12 protein-coding genes are annotated in these 16,927 nt (G+C 71.2%); 6 read left to right on the top strand and 6 right to left on the bottom strand.

Translation table 11 applies throughout. The annotated features are described in order from the left end of the window. Positions 1–62 precede the first annotated feature (62 nt). Together C4V41_RS47765 and C4V41_RS47760 are read left to right on the top strand one after the other, a co-directional pair. A complete protein-coding gene (locus C4V41_RS47765; protein WP_103962698.1) occupies positions 63–3,974 on the top strand; it encodes an Ig-like domain-containing protein in 3,912 nt (1,303 codons plus the stop codon). A gap of 152 nt (positions 3,975–4,126) precedes the next feature. Beyond that, positions 4,127–6,202: a sensor histidine kinase gene (locus tag C4V41_RS47760; protein WP_103962697.1), complete on the top strand. Its 2,076-nt coding sequence runs from the start codon at positions 4,127–4,129 to the stop codon at positions 6,200–6,202. Here the strand turns inward: C4V41_RS47760 and C4V41_RS47755 are convergent. Further along, positions 6,181–7,791, bottom strand: a complete 1,611-nt coding sequence (locus C4V41_RS47755; RefSeq protein ID WP_103962696.1) for a cellulase family glycosylhydrolase — start codon at positions 7,789–7,791, stop codon at positions 6,181–6,183. The two genes, C4V41_RS47760 and C4V41_RS47755, sit on opposite strands and share 22 nt — an antisense overlap. A 122-nt stretch (positions 7,792–7,913) precedes the next feature. Then, positions 7,914–8,576 (bottom strand): TetR/AcrR family transcriptional regulator, encoded by a 663-nt coding sequence (locus C4V41_RS47750; RefSeq protein ID WP_103962695.1) that lies wholly within the window; start codon positions 8,574–8,576, stop codon positions 7,914–7,916. A gap of 121 nt (positions 8,577–8,697) precedes the next feature. Between C4V41_RS47750 and C4V41_RS47745 the strand changes: the two genes are divergently transcribed. Genes C4V41_RS47745 through C4V41_RS47735 form a run of 3 tightly spaced genes read left to right on the top strand, consistent with a single transcriptional unit; the run spans position 8,698 to position 12,421 of the window. Next, entirely contained in the window at positions 8,698–9,174 is a 477-nt protein-coding gene (locus tag C4V41_RS47745) for a (2Fe-2S)-binding protein (protein ID WP_200824753.1), read from the top strand. Then, positions 9,171–10,154 carry an FAD binding domain-containing protein gene (locus C4V41_RS47740; protein ID WP_103962693.1) on the top strand — a complete coding sequence of 328 codons (984 nt, stop codon included), beginning with the start codon at positions 9,171–9,173 and terminating at the stop codon, positions 10,152–10,154. The genes C4V41_RS47745 and C4V41_RS47740 overlap by 4 nt, the downstream gene beginning before the upstream one ends. Continuing rightward, the gene (locus C4V41_RS47735; protein WP_103962692.1) at positions 10,151–12,421 is read left to right on the top strand and encodes a xanthine dehydrogenase family protein molybdopterin-binding subunit; all 2,271 of its coding nucleotides are present in this window, start codon (positions 10,151–10,153) and stop codon (positions 12,419–12,421) included. Before C4V41_RS47740 ends, C4V41_RS47735 begins: the two co-directional genes overlap by 4 nt. Here C4V41_RS47735 and C4V41_RS47730 read toward each other — a convergent pair. Further along, the gene (locus tag C4V41_RS47730) at positions 12,399–12,941 is read right to left on the bottom strand and encodes a TetR/AcrR family transcriptional regulator (protein ID WP_103962691.1); all 543 of its coding nucleotides are present in this window, start codon (positions 12,939–12,941) and stop codon (positions 12,399–12,401) included. The two genes, C4V41_RS47735 and C4V41_RS47730, sit on opposite strands and share 23 nt — an antisense overlap. A 74-nt stretch (positions 12,942–13,015) precedes the next feature. Here C4V41_RS47730 and C4V41_RS47725 point away from each other — a divergent pair, with 74 nt between their 5' ends. Continuing rightward, positions 13,016–13,330 carry a DUF1348 family protein gene (locus C4V41_RS47725; protein ID WP_103962690.1) on the top strand — a complete coding sequence of 105 codons (315 nt, stop codon included), beginning with the start codon at positions 13,016–13,018 and terminating at the stop codon, positions 13,328–13,330. Here the strand turns inward: C4V41_RS47725 and C4V41_RS47720 are convergent. From C4V41_RS47720 to C4V41_RS47710, 3 genes are all read right to left on the bottom strand, one after another. Next, complete coding sequence (locus tag C4V41_RS47720) at positions 13,323–14,615, bottom strand: ArsB/NhaD family transporter (RefSeq protein WP_103962689.1); 1,293 nt, start codon at positions 14,613–14,615, stop codon at positions 13,323–13,325. The two genes, C4V41_RS47725 and C4V41_RS47720, sit on opposite strands and share 8 nt — an antisense overlap. Beyond that, on the bottom strand, positions 14,612–15,229 hold the full coding sequence (locus tag C4V41_RS47715) for a DsbA family protein (protein ID WP_200824742.1): 618 nt from the start codon (positions 15,227–15,229) through the stop codon (positions 14,612–14,614). The genes C4V41_RS47720 and C4V41_RS47715 overlap by 4 nt, the downstream gene beginning before the upstream one ends. Positions 15,230–15,300: 71 nt before the next feature. Then, positions 15,301–16,857 carry a pectate lyase family protein gene (locus tag C4V41_RS47710; protein ID WP_235030843.1) on the bottom strand — a complete coding sequence of 519 codons (1,557 nt, stop codon included), beginning with the start codon at positions 16,855–16,857 and terminating at the stop codon, positions 15,301–15,303. Between the last annotated feature and the right edge of the window lie 70 nt (positions 16,858–16,927).

Below are 16,927 nucleotides of genomic sequence, written 5' to 3'. Positions count from 1 at the left end.
TGTTAGCGCTCACGGCGTCGTTGGGCGCGGCCCCTTCTCTTGCGGCTCAAGACGACCTTGGCATGCCGGTGTTCACCGGTGCCGATCCCGTGCCGGCCGAGCCGGTGCGCTATCACCCGCGCAAGATGATGGAGGAGATCTACAAGAAGGAGAAGGGCGGCGACTCGTACTGGATCGACCGCATGCTCTCCAGGCCCGGTGACGATCCGGCGGGCACGTGGATGATGTCGCGCGGGCGGGCGCTGTTCATGAAGGAGCACGATCCGCGCAAGATCGGGTTCGGCGGGTTCGTCGCGTACTGGGAGAGCATCGACAACCGGGGCGCGTACGAGATCTCGCTCGGCTCCGAGCTGACCGAGGACGTGTCGAAGCGGCTGCAGATGCCCAGCCACTGGACCGGCCACTATGGCGGCGACGGGCTGTCGGTCGGGGTGAAGAAGTTCATCACCCACGAGAACGTGGCCGTGACCACCCTGGAGATCACCAACACGGGCTCGGCGTCGCGGTCGGTGCCCATCACCGTGACCTCGCCCTACACGAAGACGGCCGACGGCGACCGGGAGCTGACCGGCACCGTCTGGACCAAGAACAAGCTGACGACGCTCTTCCCGAGGCTCAGTGGCGACGGCCTGAAGGTCTCCGAGGGCACGCTGAAGGGCGCGGTGACCGTCGGTCCCGGCAAGACCGTGCGGACCAAGGTGCAGATGGGCTTCGTCACCGACGAGCTGGCGAAGTCGCGCTCGGAGTATGACGGTTACAAGGGCCGCTCGCCCGAGCAGGCGGTGCGGCGCCAGCTCCAGGACTACAACGCCTGGTGGGCCGAGAACCTGCCCTACATCGACGTGCCCGACGAGAACATCAAGAAGTCGGTCTACTACCGCTGGTGGCTGATGCGCTTCAACTTCCTCGACGCCGACATCCCCGGGAACGACTTCCAGTTCCCGACGTCGGTGGAGGGGGCGCTGGGCTACAACAACGCGATCGTGCTGACCGTGCCGATGTTCGTGCAGGACCTGAAGTATCTGCGGGACCCGATCTACTCGTACGGGCCGTGGGTGTCGGCGGGCGAGGTCTCCCGTAACTCGAAATATACGGATAACCCGGGTGACCCGGAGAACTGGTCGAACAGCTACACGCAGTACATCTCGGCCTCGGCCCTGGAGAGCTACCAGATCCACGGCGGGCAGCCGTCGATCCTGCGCAACCTCGCCCGCTACGCCGAGAAGGACGTCTACGGCCAGCTCGCCGCGTACGACTCCAACGGCAACGGGGTCATCGAGTACGAGCGCGAGGCGATGACCGGGAACGACGCCGACGCGGTGTCGTTCCACTACTACGAGCGGGCGAACGAGCGGCTCGAAGGCGCCTACGTCTACAGCAACGCGATGGCGGCGGCGCAGGCGTACGAGCTGGCCGGCGACCAGGCCAAGGCCACCGAGATGCGCGGCGTGGCCGACAAGGTCAAGAACGGCATCCTCACCCTGCTGTGGGACGAGCAGAACAAGCTGTTCAAGCACCGCGACCTGCAGACGGGCAACCTGATCCCGTGGAAGGAGTCCAACAACTACATCCCGTACGCGACAGGGCTGGTCCCCACCGATGACCCGAAATATCGGGAGGCGCTGCGGTTGTGGGCTGACCCTGCGGAATATCCGATATTTCCGGCGTACACCGCCAACCAGAAGGACAAGGCCGAGGCCGCGGCCGCCGGCAACCCCGGCTCCAACAACTTCTCCCAGATCAACTCGACCCGGAACTTCTCCCTGTTCTCCAAGGCGCTGCGCCAGTACGCCTCCCCGTACATCACGGCCGGGCAGTACAAGCAGCTCCTCTACTGGAACGCCTGGTCACAGTACGTCGGCGGCGACACCCGCTACCCCGACGCCAACGAGTTCTGGGCCAACTGGAACCCCGCCACCAAGACCATCGACTACCGCTCCTGGATCCACCACACGATCCTCGGCAGCAGCAACTGGACCGTCATCGAGGACGTCATGGGCCTGCGCCCGCGCTCGGACGGCAAGGTCGAGCTGTGGCCGGTGGACATCGGCTGGGACCACTTCAGCGTCAACGGCGTCAACTACCGGGGCAGCGACCTGACCATCGTCTGGGACAAGCCGGGCGACGGCACGAAGCACTACCCGGGCGTGCCCGAGGGCTACTCGATCCTGATCGACGGCAAGCGCAAGGTCACGCTGTCCGGCCTCGAACACGCCGTCTGGGACCCCAGGACCGGCAAGGTCGAGGGCGGCACGGTCGTGCACGCCGAGAAGGCGCCGGCCATGAGGACCCCGGCCCAGGTCGAGCTGGCCGGCGACCGCGTCGAGGACCTTTTCCAGAAGGCCGGCGTGGACCTGCGCGGCGACCGCCAGAACCTGGTCAAGACGGCCACCGCTTCGCACGGCGACCCGGCCGGGGCCGTGGACGGGTTCACGATCAACGAGCCCTACTGGGGAAGCAAGGGCTCGGGCAAGCCGCAGGACTGGCTGGAGGTGGACCTCGGGCCGGCCCAGAAGGTCGACCGGCTCAAGCTGTACTTCTTCAACGACCGCAAGGCGGCCGGCTACAGCGAGCCCGCCTTCTACTCGGTGCAGTACCAGGACGGCGGCACGTGGAAGGACGTGCCGCGACTGGACAGGAGGCCGGTCTACCCGCGGGCGAACCTCAACGAGGTGCGCTTCCCGGCGCTCACCGCGCAGAAGCTGCGCGTCCTGGTCACCCACCGGCCCGGCTTCGCCACGGGGCTGAAGGAGGTCCAGGCGTACTGGACGGGCGCGGGCGGCGGCTCGGTGAGCAACCGGGCTCCGTCGGTGGTGACCGTGGTCGACCCCACCTTCAGCCGTCCCGGGCAGGTCAGGATCGAGGCCGTGGTCAAGGACGACGGCCTGCCGAAGGGCGAGCTGACCACACAGTGGACCAAGGTCGACGGGCCCGGTGAGGCGTTCTTCACCGACCCGACCGGCACGACCACGGTGGCCGCGTTCTCCGAGCCGGGGACGTACCGGCTGAGGCTGGACGCGGCCGACGGCCAGAAGAGCACGTCCGCGACCGTGACCGTCACGGCCACGCCCCAGGCAACGCAGGTGAACGTGGCGTCCAAGGCCACGCCCACCGCGTCCTACACCTCGCCATGGGAGCGGATCGCGGCGATCAACGACGGCATCGACCCGCCGCGCTCCAACGACGGGGCCAACCCGCGCTGGGGCACCTGGCCGCAGCAGGGCACGCAGTGGGTCCAGCTCGAATGGCCCGAGCCCGTGCGGGTGAACAAGGCCGACGTCTACTTCTTCGACGACGGCGGCGGCGTGCGCGTGCCGGCCTCGTGGAAGATCCAGCAGTGGGACGGCGACTCCTTCGAGGACGTCACCGGCGTCGCCTCCTATCCGAAGGCGATCGACGCCTACAACACCGTCTCCTTCGACACGGTCACGACCTCGCGGCTGCGCGTCCAGCTTGAGGCCGGCGGGGCGTCGGTGGGACTGCTGGAGACCAAGGTGTACGAGGTGCCGCCGGACTCGGTGCGGCCGGTCCACGTACCCACCTTGGCCGGTACGCTGCCGAAGCTGCCCGCCACCGTGGAGACCGCCTACGCGGACGGCGCCCGTGGCCAGGCCGCCGTCACCTGGCAGCAGGTCACGCCCGAGCAGGTCAAGACCGGTGGCACCAGCTTCACCGTCATCGGCCTGGCCGAGGGCGTGCGCCAGCCCGCCCAGGCCACCGTGTACGTCCGCACGACGTCGGCGGTGGCGATCACCTCGATAGCCGAGGAGGCGGTCAGGACCCGGGCCGGGGTCGCGCCGTCGTTGCCCAAGACCGTCGTGGCGACGTACAACGACGGGTCGAAGGACGGCTCGGTGGCCGTCACGTGGGCGGCCGTCGATCCCGCTCAATACGCCCAGCCCGGCACGTTCACCGTGACCGGTCAGGTGGCGGGCACGACCGTCGCGGCGACGGCCACGGTCACCGTCGAGTAGCGCCTATCCTGTCCTGACTCCGCGGCGACGCGGGGTCAGGGCGGGAGGCCGGCGATAACGGGCCGGAAACGCCTGGGGGATTTATCCCGATTAAGGGTCATAATCCTCTTCAGCAGGAGGCGTGGCCTGGGATCGAGAGGCGGACTGGCACGATGGGCGGATTCGCCGAGATCTCTGGTGACGCCGTGGCGCGGGAGCCGGCCGCCCCCCGCGTGACGGGCCCGCTCATCCTCGCGGTCGTCATGGCCGTGGCGTCGCCGATCCTGGGCCTGGCCGCGATCCTGGTGTGGGCCGGGCTGCCGCCGGAGTGGACGCCCGAGCGGACCGTGAGCCCGCAGTCCGCCGTCATCATCACCTTTCCCGCCGTCGGCGCGTTCCTCATCTACTACCGGCCGCGCCTGAACATGGCCTGGCTCATGTGCGCGGGCGGGCTGGCCGCCGGGGTGAGCGACTTCGCCGGCGCGCTGATGTTCCGCGCCGCGGCCGACGGGGAGCTCGCCGTCGCCGGGTGGCTGCGGGTGCCGACGCAGCTCGGGTGGGCGGTGTGCGGGCTGGCGCTGACGATGGTGCTGCCGTTGTACTCGCCCGACGGGCGGCTGCCCTCCAAGCGCTGGCGGCCGGCGCTGTGGCTGGGCTGCGCGGCGATCACGGCGGGGGCGGTGCGGAGCCTGCTCAGGGTCCCTTCGCCGCTCGGTTACCCGTACCCGGTCGTCATCCCCAGCCCGCTGGGGGTCCAGGCGCTGAGCCCGTACATGGACGCGCTGTGGGTCGTGAGCTGGGCCGGCATCTACAGTGCGATGGCGCTGGCGGCGGTGTCGCTGACGGTGCGGATGCGGCGGGCCGACCCGGCCGGGCGGCGGCAGATCGGGTGGCCGCTGTTCGCGTTCGCCGGATACATCGTGTTCCTGGTCGCCGCCGCGATCTGGCCCGGCGTCCTGTGGATGGCCATGATCTGGGCGGCCGTCATCCCGTTCGCGATCGCGTTCTCCGTCATGCGGTACCGGCTCTACGGGATCGACACGGTCATCAGCCGCGCCTTCGTGGCCGTCGGCGTGGTGGTCGTGGTCAGCGCCGTCTACTTCGGCGCGGGCACGCTGTCGAGCCTGCTGGTCTCCGGCTACGACCAGGTGGCCGGGGTCGCCGCCGCGCTGTTCGCGGGCGGCTTCTTCCAGCCGCTGCGGCGGGCGCTCCAGCGGGCCGTGGACCGGCTCCTGTACGGCGCCGTCGGCGACCCCGGCGTGCTCGCCGAGCGCCTGACTCAGGCCGTCCGACGCGGCGACCCGGCCAAGGCGCTGACCTCGGTGGTGAACGTGCTGCGCGACGGCCTGGCGGTCGAGGGCGTGGCCGTGGAGGTGAGCGACGGCGAGCCCCGCTACGTCGAAAGTGGCCGGGTGGGCGACGAACCCCGCGAGGTGCCGCTGGTCTGGCACGGGGCGCGGGTCGGGCGGCTGCTCGTCGGGCCGCCGGGCCAGCGCCGCTTTCCCGCCGCGCACAACGAGCGGGTGCTGGCCACGCTGACGCCGTACGCGGCGGACGTGGCGCACGCGGTGCGGATGGCGGCGGACCTGCAGCGTTCGAGAGAGCGCATCCTGACGACCAGGGAGGAGGAGCGCCGCCGCCTGCGCCGCGACCTGCACGACGGCCTCGGCCAGACCCTCTCGGCCATGGCGATGACCATCAACATGGCCCGCCTGACCCTGAAGAACTCCCCCGACGCGGCCGACGAACTGCTGCGCGAGCTGCACGCGGGCATGGGCGCGGTCACGAACGACATCCGCGAACTCGTGTACGGCCTGCGCCCGCCCGCCCTCGACGACCTCGGCCTGGCCCGCGCGGTGCGGGACCTGGCCGCCCGCTCGTCACCGGACACCGAGGTCGAGGTGGCCGTCGAGGGTGGGCTGTCGGACCTGCCGGCGGCCGTCGAGGTGGCGGTCTACCGGATCGTCCAGGAGGCCCTCACCAACATCGGCCGGCACGCCCAGGCGTCCAGGGCCTCCATCGTGCTCCAGCGGGAGCAGGCGATGCTGCGCGTGCTGGTCTCCGACGACGGCCGGGGCCTGCCCGAGGCGCACCGCGCGGGCGTGGGCCTCGGCTCGATGCGCGAGCGGGCCGCCGAGCTGGGCGGGATCTGCGTCGTGACCGGCGACCCGGGCGCGGGCACCCGGGTCGAGGTCATGCTTCCGCTCCTGACGGCGCCGACCGCGTCTCAGGAGGCCGCGCAGGTGTAGGAGCTCACCGTGGCCGTGTTGCCGCCGGGCCGGGCGACCTGGAAGCCGAAGGTGGTCGAGCCGCCGGCGCCCAGGTTGCCGTTGTGGCCGGCGTTCCTGGCGGTGACGGTCTGCCCGCTGGTGGTCAGCGCGGCGTTCCACGAGCCGGTGACGCTGTGGCCCGCGGGCAGCGTGAACGTGACCGTCCAGCCGGTGATCGCGGCGGAACCGCTGTTGGTGACCGTGACCGGCTGCACGACGTATCCGCCGCTCCACTGGCCCTGCACGGTCCCGGTGGCCGTGCAGCCGCCGCCGGTCCCGCCGCCCGAGGTGGTGGTGAACGTCGTGGTGGCGGAGTTGCCGGACAGGTTGTTCGCGCCGTCCCTGGCCCGCACGTAGACCTGGTATTGGGTCGAGGGGCTCAGCCCGGTCAGCGTGATGGAGTTGGTCGCGCTCTGGCCGAGCAGCGGGTCGGTGCTGCCCTGCTCGCGATAGACGTTGTAGCCCGCCAGCCCGGAGCCGCCCGCGTCGGTGGAGGCCGACCAGGCCAGCGTGGCTCCCGTAGAGGTCACGCCGGACGACGACGGCGTGCCGGGCGTCGTCGGCGCGGTGGTGTCGGTGCCGCCGCCGCCGAAGAACGTGGCCTCGCGCGAGGTCTGCCCGATGCCGTTGGCGCCGTTGAAGATCCGCTGGCCCCACGAGGTCAGGGCGGCCGGGTTGAAGTTGGTGACCATGTCGAGGTATTCGACGCCGCCGCTGTTGCCGCTCCACGACCAGCCGATGTAGCCGAGGCCGCGCTGCTGGGCCTGGGCCATGATGGTGTCCTCGTCGGGGTTGCCGTCGGAGTGGTTGTGCCCGAACTCGCCGATCACCAGCGGCAGGCCGGCGGTCTGGAAGGCGTTCAGGTACGCGGTGATCTCGGCGGCCGTGTCGAAGACGCCGTACATGTGGACCGAGAAGACCGTGTTGCGCTGCGCGTCGGAGTTGAACACCGCCTGCGCGTTGTCCCGCATGGTGAACTGCCAGTCCTGGCCCCAGTTGGGCGCGTCCACCATCAGCAGATGCTGGAAGCCCAGGCCGCGCATCCGGCCGATCGCGCTCGTGGTCGCGCTGGTCCAGGCCGAGACGTTGTTGTTGCCGTAGGGCTCGTTGCCGATGTTGATGACGATGAAGTCTTCTGTGCCGGTGAGCGCGCTCCTGACGCCGCTCCAGTAGGTGACCGCCTGGTCGAGCGTGTACGCCCCGCTCTGCTCGCCGTAACCCGTGGTGTCGTGGTTTTCGAGCACGCATATTAACCGGTTCTGCCGACAGAGCGAGACGACGTTGGCCACGTCGGACGCGCTGTTGGGAGTCCACCGGCCGCCGCTCAGCACCACGCGGACCGTGTTGGCGCGCAGCGCCTTGATGTTGGCGAAGGAGCTCGTCTGACTGGTGAACCAGGTGTGCGCGTGGCTGGCGCCGCGCATGACGAACGCGTTCCCGTTGGCCTCCACGATCCTGGTGCCGCTGACCCGGAGCCCGACCGCGGCGTGCGCGGGAGCCGGGGCGATCAGCATCGAGGCGAGGAGCGACAGGAGCGCCGCCGCCGCGAGCCCGAGTCGTCTGGTCATGGGGGGTGCCCTTCTCTGCTGTTAACCGGTTAGGTTCACGGCCACATGCTCGGTGGAAACCGCCCCGATGTACAGGAAGGGGAGCCGGTGGGGTCAGGAACGCCAGGACCGGGGTGAAAGTTTCACTCGGCCGGCTCTCTGAGCGTGGGGAGGCCGGCGGCGAACGCCTTCAGCGCGCGGGTGAGCGTGGGCACGAGCTGCGGGCAGGCGGCGGCCAGATCGGGGTCCTGGGCGTACAGCTCGACGATGGTCGGGGGCGGGTTGGCGGCCGGGTAGAGCATGCCCGCCAGGCCGGCGGCGGCGGTGACGAGTTCTTTGCCCTCCAGGTCCGTCAGGCCGGTGGGACGGGCCACCAGCGGGCCCAGGTCGTCGATCACGGCGTGAATGGCGCGCTTGAACGTCCGCGCCGCCGGGACCGACACGTTGTGCTCCAGGCTCGTGGCGGTGTGGCCGAGCAGGTCGAGGAAGAGCCGCCGGGCGCCGAGCGTCTCGGCCAGCGCCATGACCGCGTCGTCGCGGCCCGTGGCGGCGCGCAGCCGCCCGGCGCACTCCTCGCCCCACTGCCGCCACTCCTCGGCGGCCAGGTCGAGGTAGATCTCCTCGCGGGTGCCGAAGTAGCGGACGATGTTGGACTTCGCCAGGCCGACGGCCTCAGCGACCGCCCCCAGGCTGACGTTGCGCACGCCGGAGGCACCTGCGAGTTCCCGCGCCGCGGCGAGGATCGCCTCGCGCCGTTGTTGCTTGTGCTCAGGGCGCCTGGCCCGGAGGAATGCCGACCGCGTCATGTCGATGCCAGCATACTGGCGCGATTTAAAAGAACAACGTTCACTTGTTAGGTGAACGGTGTTCTGTTAGCGTCCGGACTAACCGGGTTCCTTCGGGAGGAATCGAGTGACCGAGATACGGATGAAAGTGAACGGCGCCGTCGAGTCCCTCGACGTCGAGCCGTGGGTCAGCCTGCTCGACGCGCTGCGCGAGCGACTCGGGCTGACCGGCCCCAAGAAGGGCTGTGACCAGGGCGCCTGTGGCGCGTGCACGGTCCTCGCCGACGGCGTGCGGATCAACGCCTGCCTGGCACTGGCCGTCCAGTACGACGGCAGGGAGATCACCACGATCGAGGGGGTGGCCCATCCCCTGCAGGAGGCGTTCGTCCGCCACGACGGCTTCCAGTGCGGCTACTGCACCTCGGGCCAGATCTGCTCGGCGATCGGGATGCTGGCCGAGCACACCGCCGGCATGCCGAGCGCCGTCACGGAGCCTGGCGCGGGTGAGCTGAGCGAGGCCGAGGTCAGGGAGCGCATGAGCGGCAACCTGTGCCGCTGCGGCGCCTACAACGGGATCGTCGACGCCATCATGGACGTCGCCGGGAAGGAATCCGGATGAGACCGTTCGCGTACGTGAAGCCCGCCGACGTGGCCGCCGCCGTTCAGGCGGTCGCCACCGAGCCGGGCGCCAAGTTCCTCGGCGGCGGCACCAACCTCGTCGACCTGATGCGCGAGGGCATCGAGCGCCCCGACACCGTCGTGGACGTCAGCTCGCTGCCGCTCGACACGGTGGACGAGCTGCCCGACGGCGGGCTGCGGATCGGCGCGCTCGTGCGCAACAGCGCGCTGGCCGCCGACCGGCGCGTGCTGGCCCGCTATCCGCTGCTGTCGCAGGCGCTGCTCGCCGGCGCGTCGGCCCAGCTACGCAACATGGCCACGGTGGGCGGCAACCTGCTGCAGCGTACGCGCTGCCCCTACTTCTACGACGCGGCGGCGGCCTGCAACAAGCGCGAGCCCGGCGCCGGCTGCGACGCGCTCGGCGGGTTCAACCGGGGCTCGGCGATCCTGGGCGTGAGCGAGAGCTGCATCGCCACCCACCCTTCCGACATGTGCGTGGCGCTGGCCGCCCTGGACGCCGTCGTCGAGGCCAGGAGCGTGCGCGGCACCCGGCGGATCCCGCTGGCGGACTTCCACCTGCTGCCCGGCGACACCCCGGAGGTCGAGACCGCGCTCACCCCCGACGAGCTGATCACGGCGGTCGAGCTGCCGGCCCTTCCGGTCGCGGCCCGCTCCCGCTACCGCAAGGTGCGCGACCGGGCGTCGTACGCGTTCGCCCTGGTCTCCGTCGCGGCGGCGCTGGAGGTGCGGGACGGCACCGTGACGGAGGTGCGCCTGGCGCTCGGCGGCGTGGCCTCGAAGCCCTGGCGGGCCTGGGAGGCGGAGCGCGCCCTGCTCGGCGCCCCCGCGACCGAGGCCGAGTTCCGCCGCGCGGCCGAGGCCGAGCTGGCCCCCGCCACCGTACGCCCGGCCAACGCGTTCAAGGCCAACCTGGCGCGCGCGACCATCGTGGCCGTACTGCGGGAGCTGGAGGCGGCATGACCACCAAATACGCCGAGACGACCGAGACCACGACCGGCGGCAAATACGTCGGCCGCCCCGTAGACCGGCTCGACGGCCTGGCCAAGACCACCGGCGAGGCCCGTTTCGCGGCCGAGCACCGCTACCCGGGCCTGGCCTACGCCGCGCTCGTGCACGCCACGATCGCCCGAGGGCGGGTCACGGCCATCGACGCGGTCGAGGCGCGCGCGGTGCGGGGCGTGATCGAGGTGCTCACCCACGAGAACACCCCGCCCATGAAGCCGGCGCCCAAGTTCAGCATGCTCGACCTCAGCACCATGGCCTCGGGGACGTCGGTCAACTACCTGGCCACCGACGAGGTGCACTGGAGCGGCCAGCCGATGGCGGTGGTGGTCGCCGAGACGCCGGAGGCCGCACGATACGCGGCGTCGCTGGTGCGGCTCACGTACGAGGAGCTGCCCGCCGTGACGGACTTCGCGGCCGAGGAGCCGAACGCGGTCCGGCAGCGGAACAACCCGGTCCTGCCGACCTCGGCCGACAAGGGCGACGCGAAGGCCGCGCTGGCCGCCGCGCCGGTCTCGGTCGACCTGCGGTTCAGCACGCCTCCCTACCACCACAACGCCCTGGAGCCGCACGCGACGACCGCCGTCTGGGACGGCGACAACCTGACCCTGCACGAGGGCGCGCAGAACATCCCGTGGATGCGCAAACACCTCGCGCTGCGGTTCGGGGTGCCCGAGCGCAACATCCGGGTGCTGTCGCCGTTCGTCGGCGGCGGGTTCGGCGGCAAGGGCTCGGTCTGGGCGGGCACCCTGCTCGCCGTGCTGGCCGCGCGGGCCACCGGCCGGGCCGTGAAGCTGGCGCTCACCCGTGAGGGCGTCTACCACACGGTCGGCGGGCGCACTCCGAGCACGCAGCGGGTCGCGCTGGGCGCGACCGCCGAGGGCGACCTGACCGCGCTCATCCACACGAGCGTGTCCAGGACGTCGCGGGTGGGCGGCATGCCCGAGCAGATCACCTCGGGCTCCCGCCATCTGTACGCGGCCCAGAACGTGCACCTGAGCCAGAACCTGGTCCAGCTCGACCTGCTGGCCAACACCGCGATGCGGGCCCCCGGCGAGTCCATCGGCACCTTCGCCCTGGAGTCGGCCGTGGACGAGCTGGCCTGGACGCTCGGCATGGACCCGATCGAGCTGCGCATGCGCAACGAGCCCGAGCGCGACCCGCTGCACGGCAGGCGGTTCACGCACCGGATGTTGCGGGAGGCGTACGAGCTGGGGGCCCAGCACTTCGGCTGGCGCGAGCGCGACCCCAGGGCCGGGGCGATGCGGGACGGGCGGTGGCTGGTCGGCATGGGCGTGGCCACGGCCTACCATCCGGCCTGGCGGATGCCCGCCAGCGTCACCCTGCGGCTGAACGCGGACGGCACGGTCGTGGTGCGCTCCGGCATGCACGAGATGGGCATGGGCACGGCCACCGCGCAGGCCCAGATCACCGCCGACGCGATGGGCGTGCCGATGGAGGCCGTGCGCGTCGAGTACGGCGACTCCGAGCTGCCGCCGGGGCCCGGCGCGGGCGGCTCGGCGCAGACCGCGAGCGCGGCGGCGGGGGTGCTGGCCGCCTCGGAGAAGCTGAAGAAGGCCCTGCTCGCCCTGGCGCGGCGCGCACCCTCCTCGCCGCTGCGCGGCCGCCGGCTGGAGGAGCTGGAGGCCCGTGATGGCGGGCTGTTCCACGGCGCGGCCGGGCAGACGTACGCGGAGATCCTGGCCGGGGCCGGGCGTGACCACCTGGAGGCGTCGCACAAGTCCGGCGCGCTGGGCTTCGTGGCCAGGACGCTGCGCGACAACAGGCGGTTCGTGAAGGCGGCGTCCGGGGCGCAGTTCTGCGAGGTGCGGGTGGATCCCGAGACCGGCGAGGTACGCGTCTCACGCTGGGTCGGCGTCTTCGACGTCGGCACCGTGATCAACCAGAAGACGGCGAACAGCCAGCTCCGTGGCGGCATCGTCATGGGCATCGGCATGGCGCTGCAGGAGGAGACGCTGGTCGACCCCCGGACCGGCCGGATCATGAACCCGAGCCTGGCCGAGTATCACGTGCCCGTGCACGCCGACATCCCGCGCATCGACGTGCGCTACCTGGACGACCCCGACCCGACCATGCCGCTGGGCCTGCTCGGGGTGGGCGAGGTCGGGATCACCGGGGTCGCCGCCGCCGTGGCCAACGCCGTGCGGCACGCCACCGGCAAGCGCGTCGTCGATCTGCCGATCACGCTCGACAAGCTGCTGTGAGCACGCGGGCGGTCTCCCTGGCCGCCCGCGCCGCCTCGGTGCCCGGCGGGTTGAGCATCGCGGTGACCGTGGCGCCGTCGATCAGCACGAGCAACTGCTCGGCCAGCAGATCGGGGTCCCGCGCGCCGGCGGTGAGCCCGCGCAGGAAGGCGCGCAGCCGGTCCTTGTGCCGCCGGACCACCTCGCTCACGGCCTCCGAGCTCGCGCCGAGCTCGCCGTAGGCGTTGAGGAACCCGCAGCCACGGAAGTCGTCCTCGCCGAACCACCGCTCCAGCCAGGCGAACACGGCCTCGACGGGGTCGCCTCCGGCGGTCGTGACGTGGCCGGTCAGCGAGGACATCCAGCGCTCGTCGCGCCGCTCCAGGTAGGCGACGACGAGGGCCTCCTTCGACGGGAAGCACTGGTAGAGCCGCTTGAGCGACACGCCGGACGCGGCCCTGACGTCGTCCATGCCCACCGCCCGCACGCCGCGCCGGTAGAAGAGCCGCCCGGCCGTGTCCAGGAGTTCGGCGTGTTCCATGCTGCCTCGCTTGTCGGGAGAACCATCGTTCTCTAGGCTATCGCGGAGAACGACCGTTCTCTGAAGGAGGCCCCATGTCCCGCCCGCCCGTTCCGCCGTTCACCGAGGAGAGCGCCCGCGTCAAGGTGCAGGCCGCCGAGGACGCCTGGAACACGTGTGACCCCGACCGGGTCGCGCTCGCGTACACGGAGGACTCGGTCTGGCGCAACGACGCCACCGGCCGGTGGTGGCGTGGCTACGGCGACGAGCAGTGGGAGTTCGACGCGTCCGGCCTGACGCGGCGCAGGGAGGCGAGCATCAACGACGTGGCCATCACGGAGTCCGAGCGCCGCGTCTTCGGCCCCAGGAGCGCGGAGGAGCGCGGCGTGGACGTGCTGCCGCTCAGGTGAGATAGCGCAGCCACAGGTACGGCGTCGCCAGCGCCACGGTCACGAACGTGACGACGAACCCGTACCGGGTGAACTGCCAGAAGCTGATCGGGGTGCCGTGGCGGGCGGCGATGCCGATGACCACGACGTTGGCCGCCGCCCCCACCGCCGTGGCGTTCCCGCCCAGGTCGGCCCCGATCGCCAGGGCCCACCAGAGCACTCGCGCGGACTCGCCGCCGCCGTGGGCCTGGACGAGGTCGGCGACGATGGGGCTCATGGTGGCGACGTACGGGATGTTGTCGATCACGGCGGACAGTCCGGTCGAGCCCCACAGCAGCACCATCGTGGTCAGCCCGAGCCGCCCCTCCGTGGCGTCGGCCACGGCCCGGGAGACCTGCCCGATGACGCCGGTCTCCACCAGCGCCCCGACCATGACGAACAGCCCGGCGAAGAACACCAGCGTGGGCCACTCGACCTCGCCGATCGCGTCCTCGGTCGTCACCTTGGTGGCCGCGACCAGCACCCCGGCGCCCAGCAGCGCGACCACCGACGGCGCGTAGCCCAGCACGGGATGCAGCACGAACGCCACCAGGACCAGCGCCAGCACGGCCAGCGACTGCCACAGGAGACGCAGGTCGGCGAGGGCCTCCCGCTCGTTCAGCGCCATGATCTCGGCCGCCCGCTCAGGGTCGTAGGTGAACGATTTCCTGAACAACCACCGGCACAGCGCCACGAACACCGCCACCAGCACGACGATCAGCGGCGCCAGATGAACGAGGAAGTCGTTGAAGGTCAGCCCGCCCCGGCCGGCGATGATGATGTTCGGCGGGTCGCCGATCAGGGTGGCGGTGCCGCCGACGTTGGAGGCCATGGCCTCGGCGATCAGGTACGGCACCACCGGCAGCGCCAGCCGCTCGCACACCAGGAACGTCACCGGCGCGATCAGCAGCACGGTGGTCACGTTGTCCAGCAGCGACGAGGCGGACGCCGTGATCAGGATGAGCAGCGCCATCAGCCGGAACGGCCGCCCCCTGGCCCGCTTGGCCGCCCAGATGGCCAGGTATTCGAAGACCCCCGTCTGCTTTAGCACCCCGACGATGACCATCATGCCGAGCAGCAGGAAGATGACGTTCCAGTCGATCCCGGCGTGCTGGTCGAAGAAGGCCGCGCCGGCGTCGGTGGCGTGGACCAGCAGCATGATCCCCGCGCCGCCGAGCGCCGCCGCCACCCGGTGCACCCGCTCGGTGGCGATCAGCGTGTACGCCGTCAGGAACGCGGCCACCGCCAGCCACGCCGTGACCGTCACGGCAGATGCGGCCCGTCGAGCTCGGGCTCCCGGTGCGGCCCGCCCTTCAGCTCGTGGAAGCCGGGCGTGCCCGCGACGAGCAGCGTCCCGTCCCACAGGAGGCCGGCCTGCTCGCCGGTGGGCACGCGGGAGACGACCGGCCCGAAGAACACCACGCGCTCGTCTCCGCGTGTGACGGCCACGATCGGGGTGCCCACGTGGTCGCCGCCGATCAGGGCCATGCCCTCGGCGTGCGAGGCGCGTACCGCGTCGTCGTGGTCGCCCGACAGCCCGGCCTCGGCCAGCTCGACCGGCAGGTCCGCCGTCGCCAGCGCCGTACGCAGGTCGCCGATCCAGTCTCCGTCGCCGGTGGTCCACATCGCGGTGTAGAGCCGGCCGAGCGCCTCCTGCCCGTACCGCTCCTGGACGGCCGCGCACACCCGGACCGGGATCCACAGATAGCCCTCGGGGTCGCCTTCCGGATCGTCGTCACGTCCCTCGTTGAGCACCGACAGGCTCATCACGTGCCAGCGCACCTCGATCGGGCGCACCTGCCGCACCTCCAGCAGCCACCTCGACGTCAGCCACGTGTACGGGCAGGACGGATCGAACCAGAAGTCCGCGATGTCGCTCATGCGGCTCAGCCTGCCAGGAAGGGCCGCCGCCTGGGGTGCGAAGGCAGGCGGCGGCCCGGTGGTCGGCTCTGTCAGATCTTTCCGACGCCCGATCCGGCCATGACCGCCGCTCGTATCGAGTTCGGGTCCGCCACGGTGTAGCCGTAGTACGTGCTCGGCTCCTGCACGGTTCCCGAGCAGACGGGCGCGCCGGACTCGTCGGCGAACACGTTGTTCCTGGCCACGCACCGGCCCGAGGGCCCGGCGTAGGAGTTGCTCACCGGCTCCTCGACCCGCTCGAAGTAGTTGCCCTCGACCACGCAGCCCGCGTTCGCCTGGCAGGCCACGCCGATGTCGGTGTTGTAGACGTAGTAGTTGTTGAACACGTGCACCGGCTCACCGAAGCGCACGCGCGGGTTGCGCTGCGGCGTGCGGTCGAACCAGTTGTGGTGGTAGGTGACCTTGAGCCGCCCGGCGTCCTGCGCGCCGTTGCCGTCGTCGTGGCCGAGCAGCATGTTCTTGGTGTGGTCGTGGGTGTGGTTCCAGGAGACGGTGACGTACGAGGAGCCGCGTTTGACGTCGATCAGCCCGTCGTAGCCCGCGGCCAGGTCGTTGTGGTCGATCCAGACGTGGTGGCTGAACATCTGCACGTTGATCGAGTCGTCGCTGGCGTTCCTGAACAGCAGGTTGCGGACGATGACGTTGTGCACGGCGTTGGCCGGTGGTGACGTCACGTCGGACACCGGCAGGCCGATGTTGAGCCCGCCGCCGCTGATGCCGGAGCCCGAGCCGATGCCGACGATCGTCTTGTCGGAGGCGACGTCGTACATGCCGGCCGGGACCGTGATCAGCCCGCGCACGCAGACCGTCAGCGGGCCGCTCTGTCCGATCGCGGAGATCAGCTCGCTCGCCGTGTCCACCTCGACCGCCGGGCCGCCCGCGCCGCCCGTGGTGCCGTTCTGGCCGAGGGCGTTGACCGAGGCGAACCCGGCCGGGCCGCCCGGCGAGACGCAGGTGCCGGTGGGCGGTGGCGTGGGGCTGGTCGGCGGCTGGCTCGGGCCGCCGACGTCGGTGACCAGCACGTCGTCGAACGTGGCGCTGGCGTAGTAGCCCGCCAGCCCCGCCCGGCCGGAGGCCAGGCTGCCGTCCGTCGCCGTGACGACCTGCACGTTGTCCACGAAGCCGCGCAGCGTGGTGCCGAACGCCTCCAGCCGGACGGAGTGCCAGGTGCCGGGGGCCACCGAGGCGCCGGCCAGGGTCACCGGTGCGCCGCCGGTGCGCTTGCCCAGGACGACCGAGCCGCCGCTGCCCAGCCCGAGGAAGTAGTAGCTGCTGGTGCTCTGCGCCCTGGCCAGCACCGCGACGTGCCGGCCCGAGCCGTTGAACGCGATCGGCTTCACCCGCGCCTGGACCGCCTGGTCCGTCCAGCCGGCGCCGGCCAGCGCCCGCGCGTCGGCGCTGGTGCCCGACTGCCGGTAGGCCCGCGAGCCATCGGTCACCACCGACCAGCTCCCGCCCGACCGCGACCAGCCGGCCGCGTCACCGTCCTCGAAGTCGTCGCCGAACAGCGTCGCCGCCGACGCGCTCGGCATCCCCATCAGCGCCGCCGCGACGAGCAGCGCGGCCGCCGCGAGAGCGGCGAAAGACAAGCGGGTTCTACGCACTGTGAGCCTCCGGTGGTGATGGCGACCGGGTGAGCTTTCACACCTTTATGCAACC

Source organism: Nonomuraea solani (genome assembly GCF_900108335.1).
Lineage (GTDB): Bacteria > Actinomycetota > Actinomycetes > Streptosporangiales > Streptosporangiaceae > Nonomuraea > Nonomuraea solani.
The sequence above is the reverse complement of the archived record's forward strand: the minus strand, read 5'-3'. Positions and strand labels throughout refer to the sequence as shown.

Bases quoted from the DNA above. Each gene is read 5' to 3' on its own strand.
- C4V41_RS47750 (WP_103962695.1), bottom strand. From the start codon at position 8,576: ATGACGCGGTCGGCATTCCTCCGGGCCAGGCGCCCTGAGCACAAGCAA.
- C4V41_RS47740 (WP_103962693.1), top strand. From the start codon at position 9,171: ATGAGACCGTTCGCGTACGTGAAGCCCGCCGACGTGGCCGCCGCCGTT.
- C4V41_RS47755 (WP_103962696.1), bottom strand. From the start codon at position 7,791: ATGACCAGACGACTCGGGCTCGCGGCGGCGGCGCTCCTGTCGCTCCTC.
- C4V41_RS47715 (WP_200824742.1), bottom strand. From the start codon at position 15,229: ATGAGCGACATCGCGGACTTCTGGTTCGATCCGTCCTGCCCGTACACG.
- C4V41_RS47765 (WP_103962698.1), top strand. From the start codon at position 63: ATGCCGGTGTTCACCGGTGCCGATCCCGTGCCGGCCGAGCCGGTGCGC.
- C4V41_RS47760 (WP_103962697.1), top strand. From the start codon at position 4,127: ATGGGCGGATTCGCCGAGATCTCTGGTGACGCCGTGGCGCGGGAGCCG.
- C4V41_RS47745 (WP_200824753.1), top strand. From the start codon at position 8,698: ATGAAAGTGAACGGCGCCGTCGAGTCCCTCGACGTCGAGCCGTGGGTC.
- C4V41_RS47735 (WP_103962692.1), top strand. From the start codon at position 10,151: ATGACCACCAAATACGCCGAGACGACCGAGACCACGACCGGCGGCAAA.
- C4V41_RS47725 (WP_103962690.1), top strand. From the start codon at position 13,016: ATGTCCCGCCCGCCCGTTCCGCCGTTCACCGAGGAGAGCGCCCGCGTC.
- C4V41_RS47730 (WP_103962691.1), bottom strand. From the start codon at position 12,941: ATGGAACACGCCGAACTCCTGGACACGGCCGGGCGGCTCTTCTACCGG.